This window comes from Nocardioides mesophilus, assembly GCF_014395785.1.
Taxonomy (GTDB): Bacteria; Actinomycetota; Actinomycetes; order Propionibacteriales; family Nocardioidaceae; genus Nocardioides_B; species Nocardioides_B mesophilus.
Genome location: NZ_CP060713.1, coordinates 2284089 through 2305018 on the forward strand (window position 1 = coordinate 2284089; position 20930 = coordinate 2305018).

22 protein-coding genes and 1 pseudogene are annotated in these 20930 nt (G+C 72.1%); 15 read left to right on the forward strand and 8 right to left on the reverse strand.

Annotated features, from left to right (window positions below):
* Positions 1-95: 95 nt before the first annotated feature.
* Positions 96-524 carry a DUF309 domain-containing protein gene (locus H9L09_RS10935; protein ID WP_187577011.1) on the forward strand — a complete coding sequence of 143 codons (429 nt, stop codon included), beginning with the start codon at positions 96-98 and terminating at the stop codon, positions 522-524.
* 206 nt (positions 525-730) lie between these two features.
* Positions 731-1300 (forward strand): N-acyl homoserine lactonase family protein, encoded by a 570-nt coding sequence (locus H9L09_RS10940; protein ID WP_246455958.1) that lies wholly within the window; start codon positions 731-733, stop codon positions 1298-1300.
* 89 nt (positions 1301-1389) lie between these two features.
* On the opposite strand, the gene hrpB is transcribed toward H9L09_RS10940, so the two are convergent.
* Both hrpB and H9L09_RS10950 read right to left on the reverse strand, forming a co-directional pair.
* Complete coding sequence (gene hrpB, locus H9L09_RS10945; protein ID WP_187577013.1) at positions 1390-3978, reverse strand: ATP-dependent helicase HrpB; 2589 nt, start codon at positions 3976-3978, stop codon at positions 1390-1392.
* Between the two features lie 27 nt (positions 3979-4005).
* Positions 4006-4593: a hypothetical protein gene (locus H9L09_RS10950; RefSeq protein ID WP_223163997.1), complete on the reverse strand. Its 588-nt coding sequence runs from the start codon at positions 4591-4593 to the stop codon at positions 4006-4008.
* A 253-nt stretch (positions 4594-4846) separates the two neighbouring features.
* Between H9L09_RS10950 and H9L09_RS10955 the strand changes: the two genes are divergently transcribed.
* The gene (locus H9L09_RS10955) at positions 4847-5590 is read left to right on the forward strand and encodes a dienelactone hydrolase family protein (RefSeq protein WP_187577015.1); all 744 of its coding nucleotides are present in this window, start codon (positions 4847-4849) and stop codon (positions 5588-5590) included.
* 47 nt (positions 5591-5637) lie between these two features.
* On the opposite strand, the gene rox is transcribed toward H9L09_RS10955, so the two are convergent.
* The gene (gene rox, locus H9L09_RS10960; protein ID WP_187577016.1) at positions 5638-7062 is read right to left on the reverse strand and encodes a rifampin monooxygenase; all 1425 of its coding nucleotides are present in this window, start codon (positions 7060-7062) and stop codon (positions 5638-5640) included.
* 176 nt (positions 7063-7238) lie between these two features.
* Here rox and H9L09_RS10965 point away from each other — a divergent pair, with 176 nt between their 5' ends.
* Positions 7239-7739 carry a hypothetical protein gene (locus H9L09_RS10965; RefSeq protein WP_187577017.1) on the forward strand — a complete coding sequence of 167 codons (501 nt, stop codon included), beginning with the start codon at positions 7239-7241 and terminating at the stop codon, positions 7737-7739.
* Here H9L09_RS10965 and H9L09_RS10970 read toward each other — a convergent pair.
* A complete protein-coding gene (locus H9L09_RS10970; protein ID WP_187577018.1) occupies positions 7719-8399 on the reverse strand; it encodes a TetR/AcrR family transcriptional regulator in 681 nt (226 codons plus the stop codon). The two genes, H9L09_RS10965 and H9L09_RS10970, sit on opposite strands and share 21 nt — an antisense overlap.
* 151 nt (positions 8400-8550) lie before the next feature.
* Between H9L09_RS10970 and H9L09_RS10975 the strand changes: the two genes are divergently transcribed.
* Positions 8551-9270 carry an SRPBCC family protein gene (locus tag H9L09_RS10975; protein ID WP_223163998.1) on the forward strand — a complete coding sequence of 240 codons (720 nt, stop codon included), beginning with the start codon at positions 8551-8553 and terminating at the stop codon, positions 9268-9270.
* Positions 9260-9883, forward strand: a complete 624-nt coding sequence (locus tag H9L09_RS10980; RefSeq protein WP_187577019.1) for a hypothetical protein — start codon at positions 9260-9262, stop codon at positions 9881-9883. The genes H9L09_RS10975 and H9L09_RS10980 overlap by 11 nt, the downstream gene beginning before the upstream one ends.
* Before the next feature lie 22 nt (positions 9884-9905).
* Here the strand turns inward: H9L09_RS10980 and H9L09_RS10985 are convergent, their stop codons facing one another.
* Together H9L09_RS10985 and H9L09_RS10990 are read right to left on the reverse strand one after the other, a co-directional pair.
* The gene (locus H9L09_RS10985; RefSeq protein WP_187577020.1) at positions 9906-10514 is read right to left on the reverse strand and encodes a class I SAM-dependent methyltransferase; all 609 of its coding nucleotides are present in this window, start codon (positions 10512-10514) and stop codon (positions 9906-9908) included.
* Between the two features lie 9 nt (positions 10515-10523).
* Positions 10524-11306: a CPBP family intramembrane glutamic endopeptidase gene (locus H9L09_RS10990; protein ID WP_187577021.1), complete on the reverse strand. Its 783-nt coding sequence runs from the start codon at positions 11304-11306 to the stop codon at positions 10524-10526.
* A gap of 140 nt (positions 11307-11446) precedes the next feature.
* Here H9L09_RS10990 and H9L09_RS22065 point away from each other — a divergent pair, with 140 nt between their 5' ends.
* A complete protein-coding gene (locus H9L09_RS22065) occupies positions 11447-11668 on the forward strand; it encodes a DUF4287 domain-containing protein (protein WP_187577022.1) in 222 nt (73 codons plus the stop codon).
* A 58-nt stretch (positions 11669-11726) separates the two neighbouring features.
* Here the strand turns inward: H9L09_RS22065 and H9L09_RS11000 are convergent, their stop codons facing one another.
* Positions 11727-12107, reverse strand: coding sequence for a hypothetical protein (locus H9L09_RS11000; RefSeq protein ID WP_187577023.1), 381 nt, complete (start codon positions 12105-12107; stop codon positions 11727-11729).
* Between the two features lie 190 nt (positions 12108-12297).
* Here H9L09_RS11000 and H9L09_RS11005 point away from each other — a divergent pair, with 190 nt between their 5' ends.
* The 3 genes from H9L09_RS11005 to H9L09_RS11015 all read left to right on the forward strand — a co-directional run bounded on the left by H9L09_RS11005 (position 12298) and on the right by H9L09_RS11015 (position 14778).
* Positions 12298-12858, forward strand: a complete 561-nt coding sequence (locus tag H9L09_RS11005) for a hypothetical protein (protein ID WP_187577024.1) — start codon at positions 12298-12300, stop codon at positions 12856-12858.
* Entirely contained in the window at positions 12855-14402 is a 1548-nt protein-coding gene (locus H9L09_RS11010; RefSeq protein WP_187577025.1) for an FAD-dependent monooxygenase, read from the forward strand. The genes H9L09_RS11005 and H9L09_RS11010 overlap by 4 nt, the downstream gene beginning before the upstream one ends.
* A 91-nt stretch (positions 14403-14493) precedes the next feature.
* The gene (locus H9L09_RS11015; protein ID WP_187577026.1) at positions 14494-14778 is read left to right on the forward strand and encodes a 2TM domain-containing protein; all 285 of its coding nucleotides are present in this window, start codon (positions 14494-14496) and stop codon (positions 14776-14778) included.
* A 148-nt stretch (positions 14779-14926) separates the two neighbouring features.
* Here H9L09_RS11015 and H9L09_RS11020 read toward each other — a convergent pair whose 3' ends face one another.
* The gene (locus H9L09_RS11020; RefSeq protein WP_187577027.1) at positions 14927-15601 is read right to left on the reverse strand and encodes a GntR family transcriptional regulator; all 675 of its coding nucleotides are present in this window, start codon (positions 15599-15601) and stop codon (positions 14927-14929) included.
* A 158-nt stretch (positions 15602-15759) separates the two neighbouring features.
* Here H9L09_RS11020 and H9L09_RS11025 point away from each other — a divergent pair, with 158 nt between their 5' ends.
* The 5 genes and pseudogenes from H9L09_RS11025 to H9L09_RS22800 all read left to right on the forward strand — a co-directional run bounded on the left by H9L09_RS11025 (position 15760) and on the right by H9L09_RS22800 (position 20914).
* The gene (locus tag H9L09_RS11025) at positions 15760-16959 is read left to right on the forward strand and encodes a CaiB/BaiF CoA transferase family protein (RefSeq protein ID WP_223164000.1); all 1200 of its coding nucleotides are present in this window, start codon (positions 15760-15762) and stop codon (positions 16957-16959) included.
* A 9-nt stretch (positions 16960-16968) separates the two neighbouring features.
* Positions 16969-18380, forward strand: a pseudogene (locus H9L09_RS22070) (hydantoinase/oxoprolinase family protein); the annotation flags it as partial.
* Between the two features lie 78 nt (positions 18381-18458).
* Entirely contained in the window at positions 18459-19040 is a 582-nt protein-coding gene (locus tag H9L09_RS22075; RefSeq protein ID WP_246456510.1) for a hydantoinase/oxoprolinase family protein, read from the forward strand.
* 3 nt (positions 19041-19043) lie between these two features.
* Positions 19044-20315, forward strand: a complete 1272-nt coding sequence (locus H9L09_RS22795; protein WP_223164002.1) for a hydantoinase B/oxoprolinase family protein — start codon at positions 19044-19046, stop codon at positions 20313-20315.
* Positions 20255-20914 (forward strand): hydantoinase B/oxoprolinase family protein, encoded by a 660-nt coding sequence (locus tag H9L09_RS22800; protein WP_425491728.1) that lies wholly within the window; start codon positions 20255-20257, stop codon positions 20912-20914. The genes H9L09_RS22795 and H9L09_RS22800 overlap by 61 nt, the downstream gene beginning before the upstream one ends.
* Positions 20915-20930 lie beyond the last annotated feature (16 nt).

Genomic DNA, 20930 nt, shown 5'->3' on the forward strand with positions numbered 1-20930 from the left:
CCATGTGCGCCGCCACCCTGAGGTGGCCATGCCCGGCACACGTGGTCGGAGTGCCCGCGCCGTCGTGCCTCTGACGATCGCGAACCGGACCTGACGTGGTTGGCGATCGCGATCGAAACGAACAAGGGCGAGCACAACAGGCTCGACCACGCGACGCCCTTGGACGGCCCCTGCCGTACGGCGCTACGGGCGTCGAGCCCATCTCCGAAGTACCGCTTTCGCCGGAAGGGACCCTGGCGTACGCTCGCGCTCTGCTGGACCAGGGCCGTCCCTTCGCGGCGCACGAGGCCCTCGAGGTCCGCTGGAAGTCGTGCCCGGACGAGGAACGCGAGCTGTGGCAGGGCCTGGCGCAGCTGTGCGTGGGCCTGACCCACCAGGCGCGCGGAAACGCCGTTGGTGCCTCCCGGCTCGTCGAGCGCGCAGCGGGTCGCCTGGACGCGTACCAGCAGGCTGCCAGTCCGACCTACGGTCTCGACCTCGAAGCGCTCATCGCGTGCGCCCGGGTCCGGGTCCAGGGCGCCTGAGCATCGATACCAGGGGGTCGATCAAGGGATGATGACGTTCATGACCATCGATCACGCCGCCCTTGCCGGGTACGACGATCCACCTGCAGCAGGCGTCCCTTATGAGTGATCCACGACCCTGGCAGGGTGAGGTAGCCGGTAGTCGAGTCTCGCCGCCGACCGTCACCCCGGTTCTCGTAGCCGAGTTGCTCGTTGAGGACGAGCGGATGCCGGTCTACGTGCACGTCATCGACCATCCCGAGGCGCGCGTGGTCGTCGACACCGGCCTGACGCAGCTGCACCCGGCGGTGGCCGACATGGATCCACGCCTGATCCCACTGAACGAGCAGGCTGGCTTCGACCCAGCCAGCATCGACATCGTCGTCAACACGCACCTGCACTTCGACCACTGCGGCGGCAACCACCTCTTCACCGGGAGGCCGATCTACGTCCAGCGCCAGGAGCTCGACGACGCACTCAGCCAGGATGACTACACGATCCGCGAGTGGGTCGACGTCGCCGGGGCGCAGTACGTGCCCGTCGACGGCACGCTCGAGCTGTTGCCGGGGTTGCGGCTCGTCCCGGCGCCGGGCCACACACGGGGCTCGCAGGTGGTCGTCGTCGAGACGGACGGGCGTCGCGTCGTCATCGCCGGCGACACGGCGGTCTTCTTCGCCGAGCTCGACGAGCCGCGCACCGAAGGCCAGCGGCTCGTCCGCGCGCTCGACGCAGCGGAGGTCTGGCTCTCGCACGAGCACGAGCCGTGGCGGCCGCAGGGCGACCAGAACGACTGGTAGCTGAGAGTCCGACAGACGGCGGTTTGCTGCGCTTTCGCTACGCGCCCCTGCAGGCAAGGAGATTCATCACGGGTGGGTGAACACGCCACTCAACTTCGGCGAGCTCTGTTCGTACGCGCGGTGGCTGGTGCGCTGCGTGGATCCTCGGGCCAGGCGTGCTTGGGATAGCGCCCGCGCAGGTCAGCACGCACGCCCGGGTAGCCGTTCTCCCAGAAGGATTCCAGGTCTGCGGTGACGGCGGCCGGGCGTCGCGCGGGGGAGAGCAGGTGCAGCAGGAGCGGGACCCTGCCGTCGGCCAGGACCGGTGCTGCGGTCCAGCCGAAGACCTCTTGCAGTCGCACGGCGAGCACCGGCTGATCCTGGGAGTAGTCGATCCGCACACTCGACCCGCTGGGCACCTCCACGCGCTCAGGGGCCAAGTCGTTGAGCCTTCCCGCCTCCGGCCACGGCACCATTGCTCGCAGGGCGGCAGTCACGTCGATTCGACGAAGATCCTGGGCCGAGCGGACCCGCGCCAGCTGCAGCCCGAGCCAGGAGTCGAGGTTCTGCGTCAGTGCTGCGTCGCTCACGTCCGGCCACGGGTCACCGAGCGCGCGGTGCAGGAAGTCGAGGCGGGCGCGCAGCTTGGTGGCCGCCTCCGTCCAGGTGAGGAGAGCGATCCCCTCGCTCGCGACAGCCTCTCGGATCGCGTCGCTCACGGCGTGCGCGGGTGGATCGCTGAGCGGGGTCGAGCTGAGCTCGATCGCGCCCAACAACGTCCGTCGGCGAGCCAGCACCCGCCCACCGGTCCAGGTGACCTCATCCACCTCGGTCCACAGCGATCCCGCTGCCTCCAGCGCGAGGTCCTCGGTGAGGGGGGCCGCCGCGCGGATTTGGGCCTCAGGTTGCCCGGGCCGTCGCTGTGCGTCACCGACCGCGAGCCACTCCAGTCCGGCCAGCGGCCCCGGGGCGCGCGAGTCGAGCGCCGCGCCTGTCCCAGACGCCATCAGGTAGCTCGACGTATCGGAGCGCTTGCGTGCAATCCGGTCCGGATGCGCCAGAGCCACCACCAGACCCACCGCCACGTCATCGGTGAGTGCTCGGGCGTGGCCCGACGCCCCTGTCCGGTCGCGGGCGGCGCCCTGCTTCGCGACGACCCCCTCCAGCCGGGTGACCTGGCGGCGCCACGATCCTGCCCGCTGGTCAGCGCGCAGCGACCGGAGCGCAGCAACCAGGTCTCCACCGGGGGCTCGCACGTCCTCGCTGAGCATCGCGACCACCTCTGAGGCGCGCCTGGCCCCGACGAGACCAGCCCCGTCGATGAGGGCACGCGCCAGCCTGGGATCGGTCGGCACGCCAGCGATCACCCGGCCCCGCGGGGTGGCTCTCCCGTCCTCGGTCATCGCCCCCAGCCCCACCAGCACCTCCTTGGCCGCCGACAGTGCGTGCACCGGTGGCTGGTCAAGCAGCGCCATGTCGCGGACGTCGTGGCTGCCCCAGCAGGCCACCTCCAGGGCGAACGCCGTCAGATCGGCGGTAGCGATCTCGGGCTCCGGGTGAGCGGCCAGATGCGCGTGCTCCGCCTCGGACCAACAACGCAGCACCGTGCCCGGCCCCAGCCGTCCGGCCCGCCCCGCCCGCTGCTCGGCCGCTGCTCGGCTCACCGCGACGGTGACCAGAGAAGCCAGTCCACGACGGTGATCGGTGCGCGGCTCACGCGAGAACCCCGCATCCACCACGACGCGCACCCCGGGCACCGTCAGCGACGACTCGGCGACCGCGGTCGAGACGATCACTCGTCGACGCGGGCCCTCGCTGAGCGCACGATCCTGCTCGGCGCCGGACAAACGTCCGTGCAGGGCGTGCACGGACGCGTCCACGCCGGCAAGGCGACGTACGGTCGCCTCGACCTCCGCGACACCCGGCACGAAGACCAAGACGTCCCCCTCGTGCCCGACCAGCGCACGACGCACCGTCGCTGCGACATGGTCGTGAAACGCCGGGGTGATCCCCCGGTCGTCGGTGCGGCGCACCCCCGCAGGCAGCGGGCACCAAACCGTTTGGACCGGGTGCAGGGCACCCGGGACGCGGATCACCGGAGCGCCCCAGAGATCGTCGGGCCCATCGGGATCGTCACCTCGCCCGAGCAGGGCGGCCGTCCGTTCGGCCTCGACGGTGGCCGACATCGCCACCAGGGACAGATCCTCACGCAGATTCGCCCGGACGTCGATGAGCAGCGCCAAGGTCAGGTCGGCGTCGAGGTGGCGCTCGTGCACTTCGTCGAGCACGACGGCCCCGACGCCAACCAGTTCGGGATCGTGCTGGATCCGCCGAAGCAGCAGACCGGTCGTGACGATCTCGACACGTGTACGTCGACTGCTGCGTCGGTCCCCGCGCACTGAGTATCCGACCGTCTCGCCGACCGGTTCGCCCAGCAGATGCGCCAGCCGACGGGCAGCAGCGCGGGCAGCGATGCGGCTGGGCTGCGTGACGACGACCCGTCCGACGACGACCTCGGCGACCGCGGGCGGGACCAACGTCGTCTTGCCGGTGCCCGGCGGGGCGTGGACCACCGCGACTCCGCGAGTGCGAAGCGCCTCGACGAGAGCGGCCAGACCTGCGGTGACCGGGAGGTCGGGCGGCGCGGCGAGCAGGTTGCGCAGCGGGTCAGACACTCCTGCAGTGTGCCTGACGCGCATCTGCAGACGAGGCTGCGGGACACCCGCCTACGCACCTGACAACCGAGAAGGCTGACCCTCTTTCCGCAGCCAGATCCGCAGCGGACCCACGGGCTCGAAGCCATGGCGGACGGCGACCGCCAGGTCCTCGCCCTGTTCGTAGCCGACCACAGGCAGGGTGGGGAACAGTTCGTTCGCGGCGTGTAGTACGACCGGCCAGGCCGCGTCACGGCCGCCGTCCAGCGCAAAGAGATTGGTGATTCCGACCACCTGGTCGCTGCGGCTCGCAACCGCTCCGGCCACCAGCCGACCGTCGACGGACTGTCCGGCGAGCACGAAGGTGGCTGGGTCGTCGAGCAGGGCGGGCCGGAAGAGATCCGCGTTGCCGTCCCCGTTGTCCCAGGCGAGCGCCCAGACGCGCAGCGTGTCCGGGGTGCCGACCACGGTCCAGTCAAGATCCGACGAGGTGGTAGGCGCACGCGCCGGTCGGTGGATCCACTGTGCCTCGAACAGCACCCGGAAGCCTGCCGTGACCAGGTCGAGGTCGGCGAAGCTGTCCTTGACGGAGGCGCCGGCTGCGGCGGTGTCGATCCGGGCCAGCAGTTCGGCCCGGTCGGCGCTCGGCACCAGCGTCACCGCGTCAGGGTAGTAAAGCGGCGTGCGAGCCGGAGCGGCCCAGGCCTGCGCCCCGAACTCACCCGCCAAGCCGTGCGATCGACTCATCGTGGCGCACCACTCGGCGTTGTTGCGGGCGGCCGCCCGGACCAGAAGCTCCCTCGGCGTCGTCACGAGTGATGATCCTGACGGGCCCGGCCCGGCGCGTCGAGCGCTTTCTGCCACGTGCACCAGCGCGTGCGCTTCTTCGAGCTCGTGTCCTAGGGTCGATTCCGTGAGCTCGCTCGAGTCCTGGACCGTCGGCAGTCACACCTCCGACGGAGTCACTCACCCGACGTACCGGAAGGGCGCCGGGCCGGGGGTGATCGTGATCCACGAGATCCCTGGCATCACGCCGGCGGTGCTGGAGTTCGCCGAGGACGTGGTGGCCCGGGGGTTCACCGTGGTGATGCCGTCGTTGTTCGGTCGGGCCGGGGCCGAGGCCACGGTGCTCGAGACGGTCCGGAGCGTCGCCGGCGTGTGCGTCAGCCGGGAGTTCACGATGTTCGCACTCGGGCGGACCACCCCGGTCGCCACCTGGTTGCAGTCGCTGGCGAGTGAGCTGCACCGGGAGCTCGGAGGACCCGGCGTCGGCGCCGTGGGCATGTGCCTCACCGGTGGCTATGCGCTGGCGATGCTCGCCGATGCGCCGGTGGCGGCGCCGGTGCTCGCCCAACCTGCCTCGCCGGCCCCGGTGGGCAGGGCGCGTCGGGCAGACCTCGGCCTCAGCCGCCGCGACCTGGAGTCGGTCAAGGCCAAGGTCGAAGCAGGCTGCCAGGTCCTCGGACTGCGTTATGAGGACGACCCCGCTGTCGGTACGCGGTTCGACACCCTGCGTCGCGAGCTCGGTGACGGCTTCGTCGCGGTGGAGTTCCCCGGGCGCAAGCACGCAACCCTGACCGAGCACCGCCAGCAAGCGGGAGTCGACCGGGTCCTCGCCTTCTTCGAGGAGAAGCTCAAGGCCGAGTCAGCACCCTGATCGAGTGACGGCATGCGGTAAGGGTTCACGCCCCGAGACCGGAGGGGTCAGCAGGGTGCGCCGAACCACCGGCGCAGCCGGCCGGCGAGGTCATGCTGGTCGTCCCCGGCCCAGGCGACGTGCCCGTCCGGTCGCAGCAGTACGGCGGGCACGTCGAGCTCGTCGCTGCGGTCGACGACGTGGTCGACGCGGTCCGCCCAGCCGGCGGCGGAGAGCCGGCCGGTCTGGTCGAGCAGCAGGCCGCGGCCACCGGCCATCAGGTCGTAGAGACGCCCGCTCCCCAGTGCTACGTCGGGCATCCGCCGGCCGACGAGCGCAGCCCCATCGCCGAGGTCGTAGCGGATCCCGGTCGCTGTGACCTTCTCGGTGAGGAGCCGGTTCACCTCGTCGATGTCCATCAGCTCGGCGATGAGGCGGCGTACCGCCTGCGGCCCCGGCTCGGGGGAGAGCAGCTCGGCCTGCACCCGGGTGAGGTCCAGCGCGGCGGCGGCCACCGGCCTGCGTTCGGTCTCGTAGCTGTCCAGCAGTCCGTCCGGGGCCCAGCCCGCTGCTTCGGCGGCCAGCTTCCAGCCGAGGTTGAGGCCGTCCTGAATCCCCAGGTTGAGGCCCTGGCCACCGTGCGGTGGGTGGATGTGGGCGGCGTCGCCGGCCAGCAGCACCCGGCCGGTGCGGTAGCGCTCCGCGAGCCGGGTGGCGTCGCCGAACCGGGACAGCCACCGCGGTGAGTGCACGCCGAGGTCGGTGCCGGCGAGCTCGTGGAGCCGCTGCTTGAGCTCCTCGAGGGTCGGCGAGGTGGTGCGGTCCTCGGCCACCTCGGCGGCCGGGACGACGAAGCGGTACACCCCCTCCTCGTGGGGGGCGGGGCCGAACCGCAGCTGGGTGCGCCGGCCCCCTGCGGCCACCGACTCCAGCGTCCGGGGATCCGCGTCCACCTCCACCTCCGCGAGAAGCCACTCGACCCGGGTCGGCTCGCCGGGGAAGTCGACGCCGAGCAGCTTGCGGACGGCGCTGCGTCCCCCGTCGCACCCGACGAGGTAGCGCGAGCGAAGCCGCTCGCCGTCCGCCAGCTCGACGCTCACCCCGTCGCCGTCCTGGGAAAGCCCCACCACCTCGCAGCCGCGCCGGATCTCGGTCCCGAGCCGGAGGGCGTGCTCGGCCAGCAGCCGGTCGGTGGTGGTCTGCGGGATCCCGAGCACGTAGGCGTGGGCGGAGTCCAGGCTCACCGGCTGCGGCGTGAGGATGCCGGCGAAGAGACCGGCGACCGGGTACGTCCGGCCCTCGGCGAGGAGCTGCCCGAGCAGGCCGCGCATCGCCATGACCTCGATGCTGCGCACGTGCAGGCCGAGCGAGCGGACCTGTCTCGTCGGCGCGTGCTCCTTCTCCAACACCAGGGTTCGTACGCCGTGCAGCCGCAGCTCGCTCGCCAGCATCATTCCCGTCGGTCCGCCGCCGACGACGATCACATCGAACATGAGTCTCCTTCTCCCACAGGTGGCACCCCGACCCGCTGCCCGGCCGCGGGCGGGTCCGGCCGGCGATTCTGCGGCATGAACCGGGTCTTGCCGCAAGGCCCCGGTCCCGCTATACCTTGAGAAGGACGGGGACCAGTCGCCCGCTCGAGCCAGGCCGTCACCTGAGTCGTGAGCACATGTCGGACCGCTGGAACCGCCGCCGGGAGCCGGGTACGCCGGCCGTCCGGTCGCGTTCGCCGCTCCGGCGGCTGCTGCTCGTGGTCTCCACCGCGCAGCTCGGTGTCGGCGTCGCCGGGCAGGTCTGGGCGCTGCGCGACGGGCACCCGTTCGACGTCGCGGTGCTGCACTGGCGAGGACGCCCCGACCGCGTCGGGAGGGACTCCTGGCTCTTCGGCACCGGGCTGTCCGCGCCGGTCGCGATGCTGGTGGCGCAGGCCGGCGCCATCGCCAGGCTCGCAGCCGGCCCGAGCCGGGCGGCCACCGACACGTTGGGCCTGCTGGGCGCGGCGATGGTGCCCGGATACGTCCTCGAGCACGAGTTCCGTGAGGCGACCTCGGCCGGCGGTCGGGACCCGGTCGTCACACCCCTCGTGCTGGCCGGGTCGGCGCTGGCGGCGCTGATGGCCGGCATCGCCGTACGGGACCGCCTCGAGCGCTCACTCGGAGGGGCTGCCTGACCAGCGGACCAGGCCGTCGAGGACCAGGTCGAGCCCGAGCTGGAACTCCTCGGCGAAGTCGTAGCCGGGTCGCAGGTAGTGGGCGGTGGTCATCTCCAGCAGGTGCGGGTACGCGCCCGCCGACATCAGCTCGACGATCGGGGCGGCCATCTCGCCGACGCCGTCGGTGCCCTCGAAGGGCAGGGAGGACTCCTGCACGGCGTACCCGTAGACGAACGCGTCGAGCACGACGTAGGCGTGCGCGGTGCCCTCCGGGGAGAAGCCCGCTGCCCGCAAGGTGCCCAGCACGGCGTCGTGGTGACGGAGCGTCGCGGGGCCGGGCGACCGGCGCGACTCCAGGAGCGGGATCGCCCACGGATGTCGGCGGAGGACCTGTCGCGCCGAGTGGGCACGGCGGCTCAGCTCCGCGCGCCAGTCGCCGCCCACCGTGGGCAGCTCGATCTCGTCGAACACGATGTCGACGAGGCCGTCGAGGATCTCCTCCTTGTTCGCGACGTAGTGGTAGACGCTCATCGGCCTGACGCCGAGCGCGTCGGCGAGCGACCGGATCGTCAGCGCCGCGATCCCGCCGGCGTCGGCCACCTCGACGGCGCTGCGCAGCACCCGCTCCCGGCTGAGGCCGGGGCCCCGCGGCCGGGTCTCGCCGGCTGGATCGGACATGTCGCTCCTGCAGACCGGGGAAGTCCGTACATAGTACGTCGCGCGGGTCGGGGTCCTAGGTCCCTGGTGCGACCGCCCCGGACGGACGCAGCGTGGACGCGAACCGGCGGCCGGGGCACCGGCGTACCGGTGCGGGAGGCGAGGGGGCTCCGTGACACGACGACTGAGGTCGAGCGCCGTCGCCGCCCTGGCCACGAAGCGCCCGCTGACCCCGGCCCGGACCGCCTCTCTGACGCTGCTGCTGACCTACGACCTGATGCTGCGGCCGCGGATGCGGACCTGGGGCAGCACCCGGCAGGAGCGCCGGATGGAGCTGCCCGGTGACGAGGTCGTCTCCGACGTGATGGCGCACTACACCAAGGCGATCACCATCGACGCGCCCCCGGCGGTCGTGTGGCCGTGGGTGGTGCAGATGGGCGATCACCGGGCCGGGTTCTACAGCCACGACTGGATAGAGCGGTTCGTCTTCGGCGGCACCGTCCACTACGTGGAGAAGACCCACTCGGCCACGCGCATCCATCCCGAGCTCCAGGACCTCCACGTCGGGGACCGCCTGGACACCGGCTCGATCGACGGCTTCTCGATCGGCACGCCGGTCAAGGTCCTCGAGCCCGAGCGTGCCCTGGTCGCCGGCATGGCCTGGATCCTGCAGCCGCTGCCCGGCAACCGCACCCGGCTGCTGCTGCGGGACCGCGACGCGGGCTGGCTGCGCGAGCTGGTGCCGAGGGCGTACGTCGTCCCGCGGCTGCTGCTCGGTGCGGTCGACTACCTGGTCGGCGACCCGCTGCACTTCGTCATGGAGCGGAGGATGCTGCTCGGCCTGAAGGAGCGCAGCGAGAAGAGCCTGTCGGAGGGTTCCGGTGTCGGCTGAGCCGGACGACGCGGTCGCGCGCGGCGAGCTCCTGCTCGACGTGATCATGCCGCGCTACGACGTCGCGGTCGTGCACGCACGGGTGTTCCGGGTGCCGCCTCGCGCGTGCTACGACGCGATCGTGAACCTGGACGTCTACCGGTCGCGGCTGGTCCATGCGCTGATCAGCCTGCGTGGGCTGCCCCCTCGGCTGGCGACCCGGCTCCGCGGCGACCCGGACGTGACCGGACCCGACACGACCTTCCGGTTGCGCGACCTGACCGAACGAGGCTGGCTCCTGCTCGGGGAGCGCCCGGGCGCGGAGCTGGTGCTCGGCCAGGTGAGCCGGCCGTGGCGGACGAGGGCCGCCGCCCCGACCGTGACCCCGTCGACCCCCGCGGCCTTCACCGCGTTCGACCAGCCCGGGTTCGCCAAGATCACCGCCAGCTTCCGCGTCGACCCCTACGGACGGGGGTCGATCCTCACCGCCGAGTCCCGTGTCCAGCTCACCGATGCGGCCAGCCGGAAGCGGTTCCGCCGCTACTGGGTGGTCGTGGGCCCGTTCAGCCACCTGATCAGGCGGATCGCCCTACGCCTGGTCTCCCGGGACCTGCGCACGGGCCGCCGTCCCTGACCGCGTGTGAGGCGTGGCAGCGTCACAAGCCCGTGGTCGGCTTCTGCCAGCTGACGAGGTAGCGCCACAGCGGCAGCCGTTCGTAGCGGCAGCCGGGCAGCTCGTCGCGCAGCACCGACCGCGTCTCCGCCCACGTCAGCTCGGGGTCCGCCTTGACCGTCGGCGGGTCCCACGGCGTCATGCGACGCGAAAAGAGCCTGTGAGTCACCACGTCGCGGACCTCCCTGGGTGCGTCCCGCCAGCCGCCGTACCTGCCGAGCCCGAGCACGAGGAGTACGCCGCCCGGTGCCAGCACGCGGACCGCTTCGCCGAGCAGCCGCGCCGGATCGCCGTGGTGGAGAACCATCGACATCGTCACCGCGTCGAAGGTGCCGTCGGCCAGACCGAGAGCGTCCGCCGACGTCGCCGCGAACACCACTTGGCCGGACTCTCGCGGAAGCACCGAGACGTCGACGTCCACCCCGACGACCGAGGCGGAGCGATCGGCCACGAAGCGGCAGAAGGTGCCGTCCCCGCAGCCGATGTCGAGCACCCGTCGCGCGGTGGCCGGCAGACGCGAGCGCAGCAGCGGGAAGTGGTGGGTGTTGTGGTTCCAGCGGTCCGCGAAGGGGTGCCGAGCGGTCCGTGCCATCCGGCCACCCTAGGCGCTGGTCGCGGCGGCCCGTTCGTGGCGCAGGATCGACACCGCGGCGACGATCACCAGCGCGGTGGTGAGCACGGCGACGACGTGCCCGGTCGCCTCGGTGGCGGAAGTGAAGTTGTAGGCGGTGTGCCACGCGGCGACGAGCAGGATGCTGCGCCGCCCGTGCTGGTACATGAACGTGAGCACCACCGAGGCCGCGACCAGACCGACCGCCCATCCCACGACGAGCGGCCCCAGGGACCGGAACGACGCGCTGATCCAGAACAGCGGCAGGTGCCAGCCCGCCCAGATCGCGGCTACCCGGAACGAGGTCGAGGTCAGGCTGTGGTCGCGCAGGAGCCGGTCGGCGGCGAAGCCGCGCCAGCCCGTCTCCTCGCCGATGCCGTTGGCGAGGAAGACCACCAGCACGACGCCGACCAGGCCGATATGACCGACCCCGCCGTAGCGGGCGAACTCGTCCGCACCGGGTATCGGTTCCCCGGTGACCGCGGCGACGACGATCCCGAGCAGTGCGAGCGCGGCGGTTCCGAGCACGACCCACCACCAGCCGGCGCCGACCCGCCATCGGGTCAGCCGCGACCCCAGGTCACGCAGGCCGGCGCCGCGGTCGACGGCGGCGGTGACGACCACGGCCGCCACCGCCGGCCCGGCCAGACCGGGCACGTGCGTCGGCCACGGATCGCCTGCTCGCACCACGTCGCCACGCAGCAGGATCGGCAGCCACCACGCCCAGGACAGCGCATAGGCCAGCACGCAGTAGGCGACGAGCGGACGCTTCATCCGGACTCCCTCGCATGCAGGACGTGGGTTGCCGCAGCCGGGCAGGAAACCGCATCGACCCCCGGGTCGGCGTACGGACCGATGAGTCCGGTCGGCGGCAACGGTCAGACTCGTGGGATCCGTCGAGCAGGAGGTCAGTGGTGGCAGAGAAGGTGAGTGGACCGGCGTCGTACTTCCCCTCGATCGAGAAGAAGTACGGCCGGCCGATCAGCGAGTGGAAGGAGCTGATCCGCGGCTCCGGGCTCAGCCGGCACGGCGAGCTGGTGACCTGGCTGAAGCAGGAGCACGAGCTCGGACACGGCCACGCCAACGCCCTGGTCGCGCACACGCTGCAGGAGGACCGCTCGGCCGGCAGCCCCTGAGGAGCAGCGGAGCCGGCGCCTGCTCGCGCACGGGAGGAACCGGCTCCACCGCCGCGCCTCAGCGGGCGCCCGCCGGGTGGTGGCCCGGCAGCAGCCCGGCGTGGTCTATCAGCTCCACCGCCCACACCACGGCGATCGAGATCATGAAGACCGCCAGCAGCCACTCGGCGGCAGCGGTCTCGGCGAAGATCAGCGCCACGAAGCCCAGGGCCAGGCTGGCCACGGCCAGCGCGCTCTCGGACTTCCCGACCCGGTCCAGCTCGTCGCCGCGCCGGACGACGAAGAAGGCGGCGGCGCCGAGGATCAGTCCGGTGGCCGACATCCCTCGCGGGTCCTTGATGAACGGGATGTCCCCGTTGACCAGGTAGGCGATGTAGGCGGCCGCGACGGCGGCGACCAGCACGGTCGCGATCCAATCTCGTGCCTTCAACTTGTCCATGATTCAACTCCTTTCTGCCTCCACGGTGCGCACCGCGCTCGGGCAGGCAACAGGGCCGAGCGACTCGTCCCGGGCCGGGCCGGCGCGCGGATCGGCGCATAGCGCGCAGCCGCGGGGACCTTCGCCACTGCCCCGGCGGAGAGTCGTCCGGCATCCTCGGAACTGCCGGAGCAGGGAGCGGGGGAGCACGATGAGTGATTTCGGGCCGCTGCCCGCGGTCAGGGCGTGGATGGCCGTGGGACGGTGCGTGGGGATGACCGCGGTGCTGGTCGCCCGGGCACGGATCCACCACCCGCGGGAGCTGGTGGGGCGGGAGCTGGCGTTCGGGGACGGCACCCGCGCCCGGGTCTACCGTGAGACCCGGGTCGACCGGGCGCCGCCGGCAGATCCGTGCGTGCTGGTGGTGGCGTTCCGGCTGCGTCGGGTCCGCGGGTGGGGGCACACTGCGTTCCGCCTGGAGAGCATCCTGAACACCCCGCTCTTCGTGGGCTTCCCGGGCATGTGCACCAAGCTCTGGCTGGCCCACGACGAGCGTGGCGTCTACCGCGGCCTGTACGAGTGGGACGGTCCGCGGGCCGCCGAGGAGTACGCCCGGTCGCTGTGGCGGGTGCTCGCCCTGGTCAGCGAGCCCGGCTCGATCGACTACCGGGTGGTGCCCGGACTGCGCAGGGACGTGCTGCTCGAGGACCCGACGGTGCTGTCGCTCGGCTCCGAGGAGACCGCCTGGTGGCGTCTGGTCGCGGCGGCATGAGCGCCACCCCGGACGTGCTGGTGGTCGGCGCCGGTCCGACCGGGCTGGCCACCGCCCTCCAGGCGCACGACCACGGTGCCGCCGTGCGCGTCGTGGACCGGCGCCCCGATGCGTTCCGGCCCTCGCGGGCCATGGTGATGCACTCGCGCACCCTGGACAGCCTGCGTCCCCTCGGAGTCACCGACGCCCTCCTGGAGCGGGCCGACGTCTCGCCGCGGGCGGAGCTGCACCTGGGCCGGCGGCGGGTGCGGATGGAGCTGGCCGAGCTCGACCTGCCGGACACCGGCTTCCCGCACCTGACGCTGCTCCGGCAGGCCGACGTCGAGGAGGTGCTCGCCGACGCGCTCACCAGCCGCGGTGTCGACGTGGAGCGGGGCACCGAGCTGGTCCACCTCCGCGACGACGGTACGGCGGCGCGCGGCACGCTCCGGACCGACGGGCGCACCAAGCCGGTGGTCAGCCGGTTCGTCGCCGGGTGCGACGGTCCGGCGAGCACCGTCCGGGCCGCCGCGCACATCGGCTGGCGCGGCGGCTCCTACCGCGAGGAGGTGCTGCTGGCCGACGTGGAGCTCGACGGCGACCTCGCGCCCGGCACGCTGCACGCCGTGCCGGCCCGGGAGGGCCTGGTCTTCCTGTTCGCGCTGGGGGAGGGGGCGACCTGGCGGCTGCTGGCCACCCGACCGCACACCGGCCCGGACCCGTCGGCCGACTCCTTCGGCCAGCCGGGCGAGCCGATCCCGGTCGAGGAGGTGGACCGGCTGCTGCGCGACTCGGGGCTGGGCGTCGGGCTCGCCGAGCTGCGGTGGTCGGCGCGGGTGCCGCTGCAGCACCGGCTGGCGGACTCCTTCCGCCGCGGTCCGTCGTTCCTCGCCGGCGACGCCGCCCACGCCCACTCCCCGGCCGCCGCCCAGGGCATGAACACCGGGCTGAACGACGCGGTCAACCTGGGATGGAAGCTGGCGTTCGCCGCGCGCGGCCCGGGCCACGAGCCGCTGCTGGACTCCTACGAGCAGGAGCGCCGGCCGGTGGCGCGCCAGGTGCTGAGCATGACGCACCTCGTCTTCTTCGCGGAGGCGTCGACCAACCCGTTCGCCGGCCTGCTGAGGAGCCGGCTGGTGCCGCTGGCGGCCCCGGCGCTGCCACTGCTGCTCAGCCGTCGGTGGCTGGTGGCCGAGGGGGTCCGGATCCTGTCCCAGCTCCGGGTCGAGCACCGGCACAGCGTCCTGTCCGTCGACGGCACCCCGCCGGCCGATCAGGGCCCCCGCCCCGGGGACCGGCTGCCCGACGAGACGGTGACCTGCGAGGGCACGACCCGGCGGCTGCACGAGGTCATCGCGGCCCCCGGCGTGCACGTGCTGCTGTCCCGCGAGGCCGGCGACCTGGACGGCTTCGCGCTGGGGCCGCGCGTGGCCGTGCACCGGCTCACCAGCCGGCCCGGGCCGGAGGTCGTCGCGGTGCGTCCCGACGGCTATGTCGGCTTCCGCTGCGGACGCAACGACCCGGCCCAGCTGGCCGCCTGGCTGGAGCTGGTCGGCGCGCGCTGACCACCGCGACGAGCTTCCGGCCGCTCGGGACCAACGACACTTCCGCCGCCGGGGCGGCTGCGTAGCGTCGACAGCAGAAGGAGGGTCAGCGATGACGAACGAGCAGAGCTCGCGAGAGACCGTTCTGCGCGAGCAGGCGATCAAGCGTCTGAAGAAGCGGCGCGACTTCAAGGGCCAGCTGCTGGTCTACGTCCTGGTGAACGCGTTCCTGGTGGTGCTCTGGGCGACGACGAGCCAAGGCTTCTTCTGGCCGCTGGTGCCGATGGCCATCTGGGGCATCTTCCTGGTGATGGCCGCCTGGGACGTCTACGGCCGCGACGAGTTCGACGAGGAGACCATCAACCGGGAGATCGAGCACCTCGAGAACCGGCGCTGAGCCGGACCAGCCGGGCCGCCCGCGCACGAAGAGGCGGAGCCGCCCCCTCGTCCCCTGACGTCGGGGGGCGCCTCCGCCGCGTCCTGGGACCGCGGCTGCGTGAGCGCGAACCCTGAAGACACCGGGCCCGTACCCGACTTGTCCGGGTTCATGCCTGGGCGCGGTCGCTGACCGAGCTCCACGCCGAGTGCACGTGGCTGCGCATCACCGACTCCGCCCAGTCCGCGTCGCCGGCGCGGAACGCCGCGACCAGCTCGTGGTGGTGCCCGAGGCTGCGGCGGAACGACTCCGGGGAGTAGTGCGAGAACGTCCGCCAGACCACCGGCACGGTGACCACCGAGGCGATCACCCCGGTCAGCCGGCTGTTGCCGGTGGACTCGAGGATCAGCCGGTGGAAGCGGTTGTTCAGCTCGGTCACCGCGTCCACGTCCGGTGTGGGGCCCTGCGCCGCGTCGTCCATGTCGTGCGCCAGCCGGTCGAGCAGGTCGAGGTCGAGCGTGGCCGAGGTGGCCGCCATCCGGCAGCCCCAGGGCTCGAGCACCGAGCGGAGGCTGAAGATCTCGTCGAGGTCCTCGGCGCTCCACGCCTGCACCTGCACGCCACGGTTGCGCTCGTGGCGGACCAGGCCCTCGGCGGTGAGCCGCCGCAGCGCCTCCCGGACCGGCGTCCGGCTCACCCCGAGCTGCTCGGCGAGGTCGCCCTCGCGCAGCCAGTCCCCGCCCTCACGGGTCCCGGCCAGGATCTGCTCGCGGATCAGCCGGTAGGCGTGGTCCGAGGCGTGCCCGGTGTCGGGGTCGGAGCGGCGGTGGTCGGTGGTCGTCATCGTGGCGCGACTGTAGCAGCGGCGTACCGGGTTGTATGCAATGTGTGGACCACCTCTTGACGAGATTCGGGAGGCCGCCTTAGCGTCAGCGCCAGCACGACCGTGACGCGCGCCACATGTCTGAGATGTCGTATACAACCGTCTGTCGAGAGGACCCCATGGACGACGCCTTGCCCCTGGACGACCTGCGGGTGATCGAGCTGGGGCAGCTGCTCGCCGGGCCCTTCTGCGGACAGCTGCTGGGCGACTTCGGCGCCGAGGTGATCAAGGTCGAGGACCCGCGCACCGGCGACCCGATGCGCCAGTGGGGGCGCGAGAAACCCTACGGCAAGTCGCTGTGGTGGCCGGTGGTGGCCCGGAACAAGAAGTCCGTCACCGCCGACCTGCGCACCGAGGAGGGCCAGGACCTGGTCCGCCGACTGGTCGCCGAGGCCGACGTCCTCATCGAGAACTTCCGGCCCGGCACCCTTGAGCGCTGGGGGCTCGCACCCGAGAAGCTCTGGGAGACCAATCCCGGCCTGGTCGTCACCCGGGTCACCGGCTTCGGGCAGAACGGGCCGTACGCCGGCCGCGCCGGCTACGGCTCGATCGGCGAGGCGATGGGCGGCATCCGCTACGTCACCGGCGACCCCGATCGGCCGCCGGCCCGGGCCGGGATCTCCCTCGGCGACTCGCTCGCCGCCACCTTCGCGTGCCTGGGCACCCTGGTCGCCCTGCACCAGCGCGGTCGCACCGGCAAGGGCCAGATCGTCGACTCGGCGATCTACGAGGCGGTGCTGGCCATGATGGAGAGCCTGGTCCCCGAGTGGCAGGTCGCCGGCTACCAGCGCGAGCGCACCGGTACGACGCTGCCGAACGTCTCGCCGAGCAACGTCTACCCCACGGCCGACGGCGAGATGGTGCTGATCGCGGCCAACCAGGACACCGTGTTCCGCCGGCTCGCCGAGGCGATGCACGAGCCGGAGCTCGCCGAGGACGAGCGCTACGCCACCCACGGGGCGCGCGGCCAGTCGATGCAGGAGCTCGACGAGCACATCGCCCGGTGGAGCGCCACCGTGAAGGCCGACGACCTCCTGGAGCTGCTGCACGAGCACGGGGTGCCGGCGGGGCGGATCTTCCGCGCCAAGGACATGTTCGCCGACCCACACTTCGCGGCCCGCGAGGCCATCGTCCGGCTGGCGCACCCGGACCTGGGCGAGTTCGCCATGCACAACGTCGCCCCCAAGCTCTCGGAGACGCCCGGTCGGGTCCGCCACGTCGGACCCGAGCTGGGCGAGCACAACGACGACATCTACCGCGACCTGCTCGGCCTGGACGACGACACGCTGTCGTCGCTGCGCTCGGCCGGCGTCATCTGAGGAGGAACCATGACCTACCGGCTCGGCGTCGATGTCGGCGGCACGTTCACCGACATCCTGCTGATCAACGAGGAGACGGGCGCCACCCACCGCGCGAAGACCGCCTCCACCCCGAGGACCAGTCGATCGGGGTGCTGCGCGGCATCGAGCGCGCGTGCACCGAGGCCGGGGTCACCATGGCCGAGATCTCGGAGGTCTTCCACGGCACCACCGTGGCCACCAACGCGATCCTCGAGGGCAAGGGCGCCCGGGTCGGCCTGGTCACCACCGACGGCTTCCGGCAGGTGCTCCAGATCGCCCGCTCGTTCGTGCCCGGCGGGCTGGCCGGCTGGATCATCTGGCCCAAGCCGGAGCCGCTGGCCGCGCTCGAGGACACCGTGGAGGTGCGCGGCCGGATCGCCAGCGACGGCTCCGTCGTGCGCGAGCTCGACGAGGAGGACGTGCGCACCCAGCTCCGGAAGCTGAAGCAGCAGGGCATCGAGGCGCTGAGCATCAGCCTGATCAACTCCTACGCCAACGCCGACCACGAGCAGCGGGTGGCCGCGATCGCCGCCGAGGAGCTGCCCGGCATCTCGGTCTCGCTGTCCTCCTCGGTGCTGCCCGAGCTGCGTGAGTACGAGCGCACCATCACCACCGTCGCGAACGCCGCGGTGCAGCCCCAGGTGGCCCGGTACGTCGCGAACCTGGAGACCCAGCTGAACGACTCCGGGGTCGTCGGCAAGCTCTGCATCCTCCGCAGCGACGGCGGCCTGGTCTCGGCCGGCGTGGCCGCGGACAACCCGGTGAACCTGCTGCTCTCCGGGCCGGCCGGCGGGGTCACCGGCGCCGCCTGGGTGGCCGAGCAGGCCGGCTACCGCGACTTCCTCACCTTCGACATGGGCGGTACGTCGACCGACGTGGCGCTCGTGCAGGACCTGACCCCCCGGGTCGGCCGGGAGACGACGGTCGGCGACCTCAAGGTGCGCGCCACCTCGGTCGACGTCCGCACGGTCGGCGCCGGCGGCGGGTCCATCGCGCACGTGCCCCCGCTCACCCAGGCGCTCCGGGTCGGCCCCCAGTCCGCGGGGGCCGCGCCCGGCCCGGCGGCGTACGCGGCCGGCGGCGAGGAGCCGACCGTCACCGACGCCAACGTGGTGCTCGGCTACCTGCCCAGCCAGCTGGCCGGCGGCGAGATCACCCTCGACCGCGAGGCAGCCCGGGCCGCGGTGAAGTCGATCGCGGACGCCACCAGCCTCGACTCGGTCGAGGCGGCCGCCGCCGGCATCATCGACATCGTCAACGAGAACATGTTCGGGGCGCTCCGGCTGGTCTCGATCCAGCAGGGCTTCGACCCGCGCGACTTCGCGCTCGTCGCCTTCGGCGGCGCCGGGCCGTTGCACGCCAACGCGCTGGGCCGGCTGACCGGAGCCTGGCCGGTGATCATCCCGCCCTCGCCCGGTGTGCTCTGCGCCTACGGCGACGCCACCACCAACCTGCGCGACGAGTCGGTGCGCACCCTGGTGCGCCGGTTCAACGAGCTCAGCGACGACAGCCTGAAGGCGATCCTCGACGAGCTCGCGGCCACCGCCAGCCAGACGCTGGAGAACGAGGGCGTCCCGATCGAGCAGCAGGACGTCGTCTACTCCGCCGACCTGCGCTACCACGGCCAGGGCTTCGAGATCCCGGTCACGATCGACATCGGCACCTTCGACGGCTCCGGCGCCGGCATCGAGGCGCTGCGCCGGGCCTTCGACGCCGAGCACCAGCGGCTGTTCTCGTTCGTCCTCGACGCCGAGCACGAGCTGGTCACCGTCAGGGCGATGGCCAACGGCCCGCGCCCCGACGTCTCGGCCCCCGAGCTGCGCACCGGCGGCACGGACCCGGCCGCCGCGCTGCGGCTACGCCACGACATCTGGGTCGACGGCGCCGAGGTCGAGGCCGGCATCTACGACCGGGAGCTGCTCGAGGCCGGCAACGTCGTCACCGGTCCGGCCGTGATCACCGAGATGGACTCCACCACCCTCGTGCTGCCCGGGCACGCGGCCACCGTCCATCCCAGCGGCAGCCTGCTCATCCGTCCCGTCGACCACCAGGAGAACTGAGTCATGGCCACGCTGATCCAGACCGCGACCGAGCCGCTGCGCACGGTCGACGTCGACGTCGTCACCCTCGACCTGGTCGAGAACGCGCTGCGCAACGCCCGCTACGAGATGGACGAGGTGCTGTTCCGGACCGCGCTGTCGCCGGGCATCCGCGAGCAGCACGACGAGTTCCCGCTGATCGCCAACCCCGACGGCAAGATGATGGTCGGCCAGTTCGGGCTCTCGATCCCGGACTTCCTCGACAACTTCGACGGCACCATCGAGGAGGGCGACGTCCTGCTGACGTCGGACCCCTACTCCTGCGGCGCGGCGATCAGCCACGCCAACGACTGGCTGGTGGTGATGCCGATCTTCTTCGAGGGGCGGATCGTCGGCTGGTCGGCCATGTTCGGGCACATGTCCGACGTGGGCGGCAAGACGCCGGCCTCGATGCCCACCGACGCCCGGACGATCTTCGAGGAGGGCGTGGTGATCCCGCCCTTCCGGCTCTACAAGAAGGGCGTCCTCGACGACGACGCGCTGCGGATCATCCTCAACCAGGTCCGCAAGCCGGACTGGAACCGCGCCGACCTCAACGGCATCGTCGCCGCCTGCCGCACCGCGGCCCGCCGGGTGCAGGAGATGTGCGCGCGGTTCGGCGTGGACACCTACAACTCCGCGCTCGACCTGCTCCTGGACCGCAACTACCGGGCCATGAAGACGCTGCTGGAGATGGTCTTCAAGGACGGCGAGACGCTCTCCTTCACCGACTACATCTGCGACGACGGCCTCGGCTACGGCCCCTACGAGCTGAAGCTCAGCCTGACCCGCACCGGCGAGAAGGTGCTGCTCGACTTCACCGGCAGCAGCCCGCAGGCGCAGGGGCCGATCAACTACTACATCAACGAGAACCTGGTCCGGATGTTCTTCGGGATCTACATGATCACCGTCGCGGACCCGCAGATCCTGTGGAACGACGGCTTCTACCCGCTCGTCGACGTCGAGATCCCCGACGACTCGTTCTGGAAGCCGCGCTACCCCGCGGCCCTCAACGCCCGCAACCACGGCATCGGCCGGGTCTTCGACCTCTTCGGCGGCCTGCTCGGCCAGACCAACCCCGACCTGCTGAACGCCGCCGGGTTCTCCTCCTCGCCGCACTTCATGTACTCCGGCAACTACGGCGAGGGCCCGCGCAAGGGGAGTGGTTCCAGCTCTACTCGATCGGCTTCGGCGGGATCCCGGGCCGCCCGATCGGGGACGGCCCCGACGGCCACTCGCTGTGGCCGTCGTTCGTGAACATCCCGTGCGAGTACCTCGAGTCCTACTACCCGCTGCGCATCGAGCGCTGGGAGACCGTCGCCGACACCGGCGGGGCCGGGCTGCACCGCGGCGGCAACGCCGTCGACGTGGCCTACCGGTTCCTCGAGGCCGGCACCATCGCGATCCACGACGACCGGTGGCTGACCTACCCGTGGGGCGTCAACGGTGGCGAGCCCGGCGCCCGCAGCCGCAAGTGGCTGGAGCGCGCCGACGGCAGCACCGAGATGCTCAGCAGCAAGGTGCACGACGTGCCGGTGAAGCCCGGCGACCTGCTGCACTTCGTCACCTGGGGCGGTGGCGGCTGGGGCGACCCGCTCGCCCGCGACCCCGAGCTGGTCGGCCTGGAGGTACGCCGCGGGCTGGTCACCGCCGAGGGCGGCCGCCGGTACGGCGTCGTGTGCGACGACTCCGGGCAGGTCGACGCCGCCGCCACCACGTCGCTGCGCGCGGAGCTGTCGCAGGGACGGCCGGACCCGTTGCCGACCTTCGACATGGGCCCGGGCCTGGAGACCATCCTCGAGCGCTGCGAGGCCGAGACCGGCCTCCCGGCGCCCCGACCGCCGGTAGCCCTGTGACCGACGGGCCGGGGCA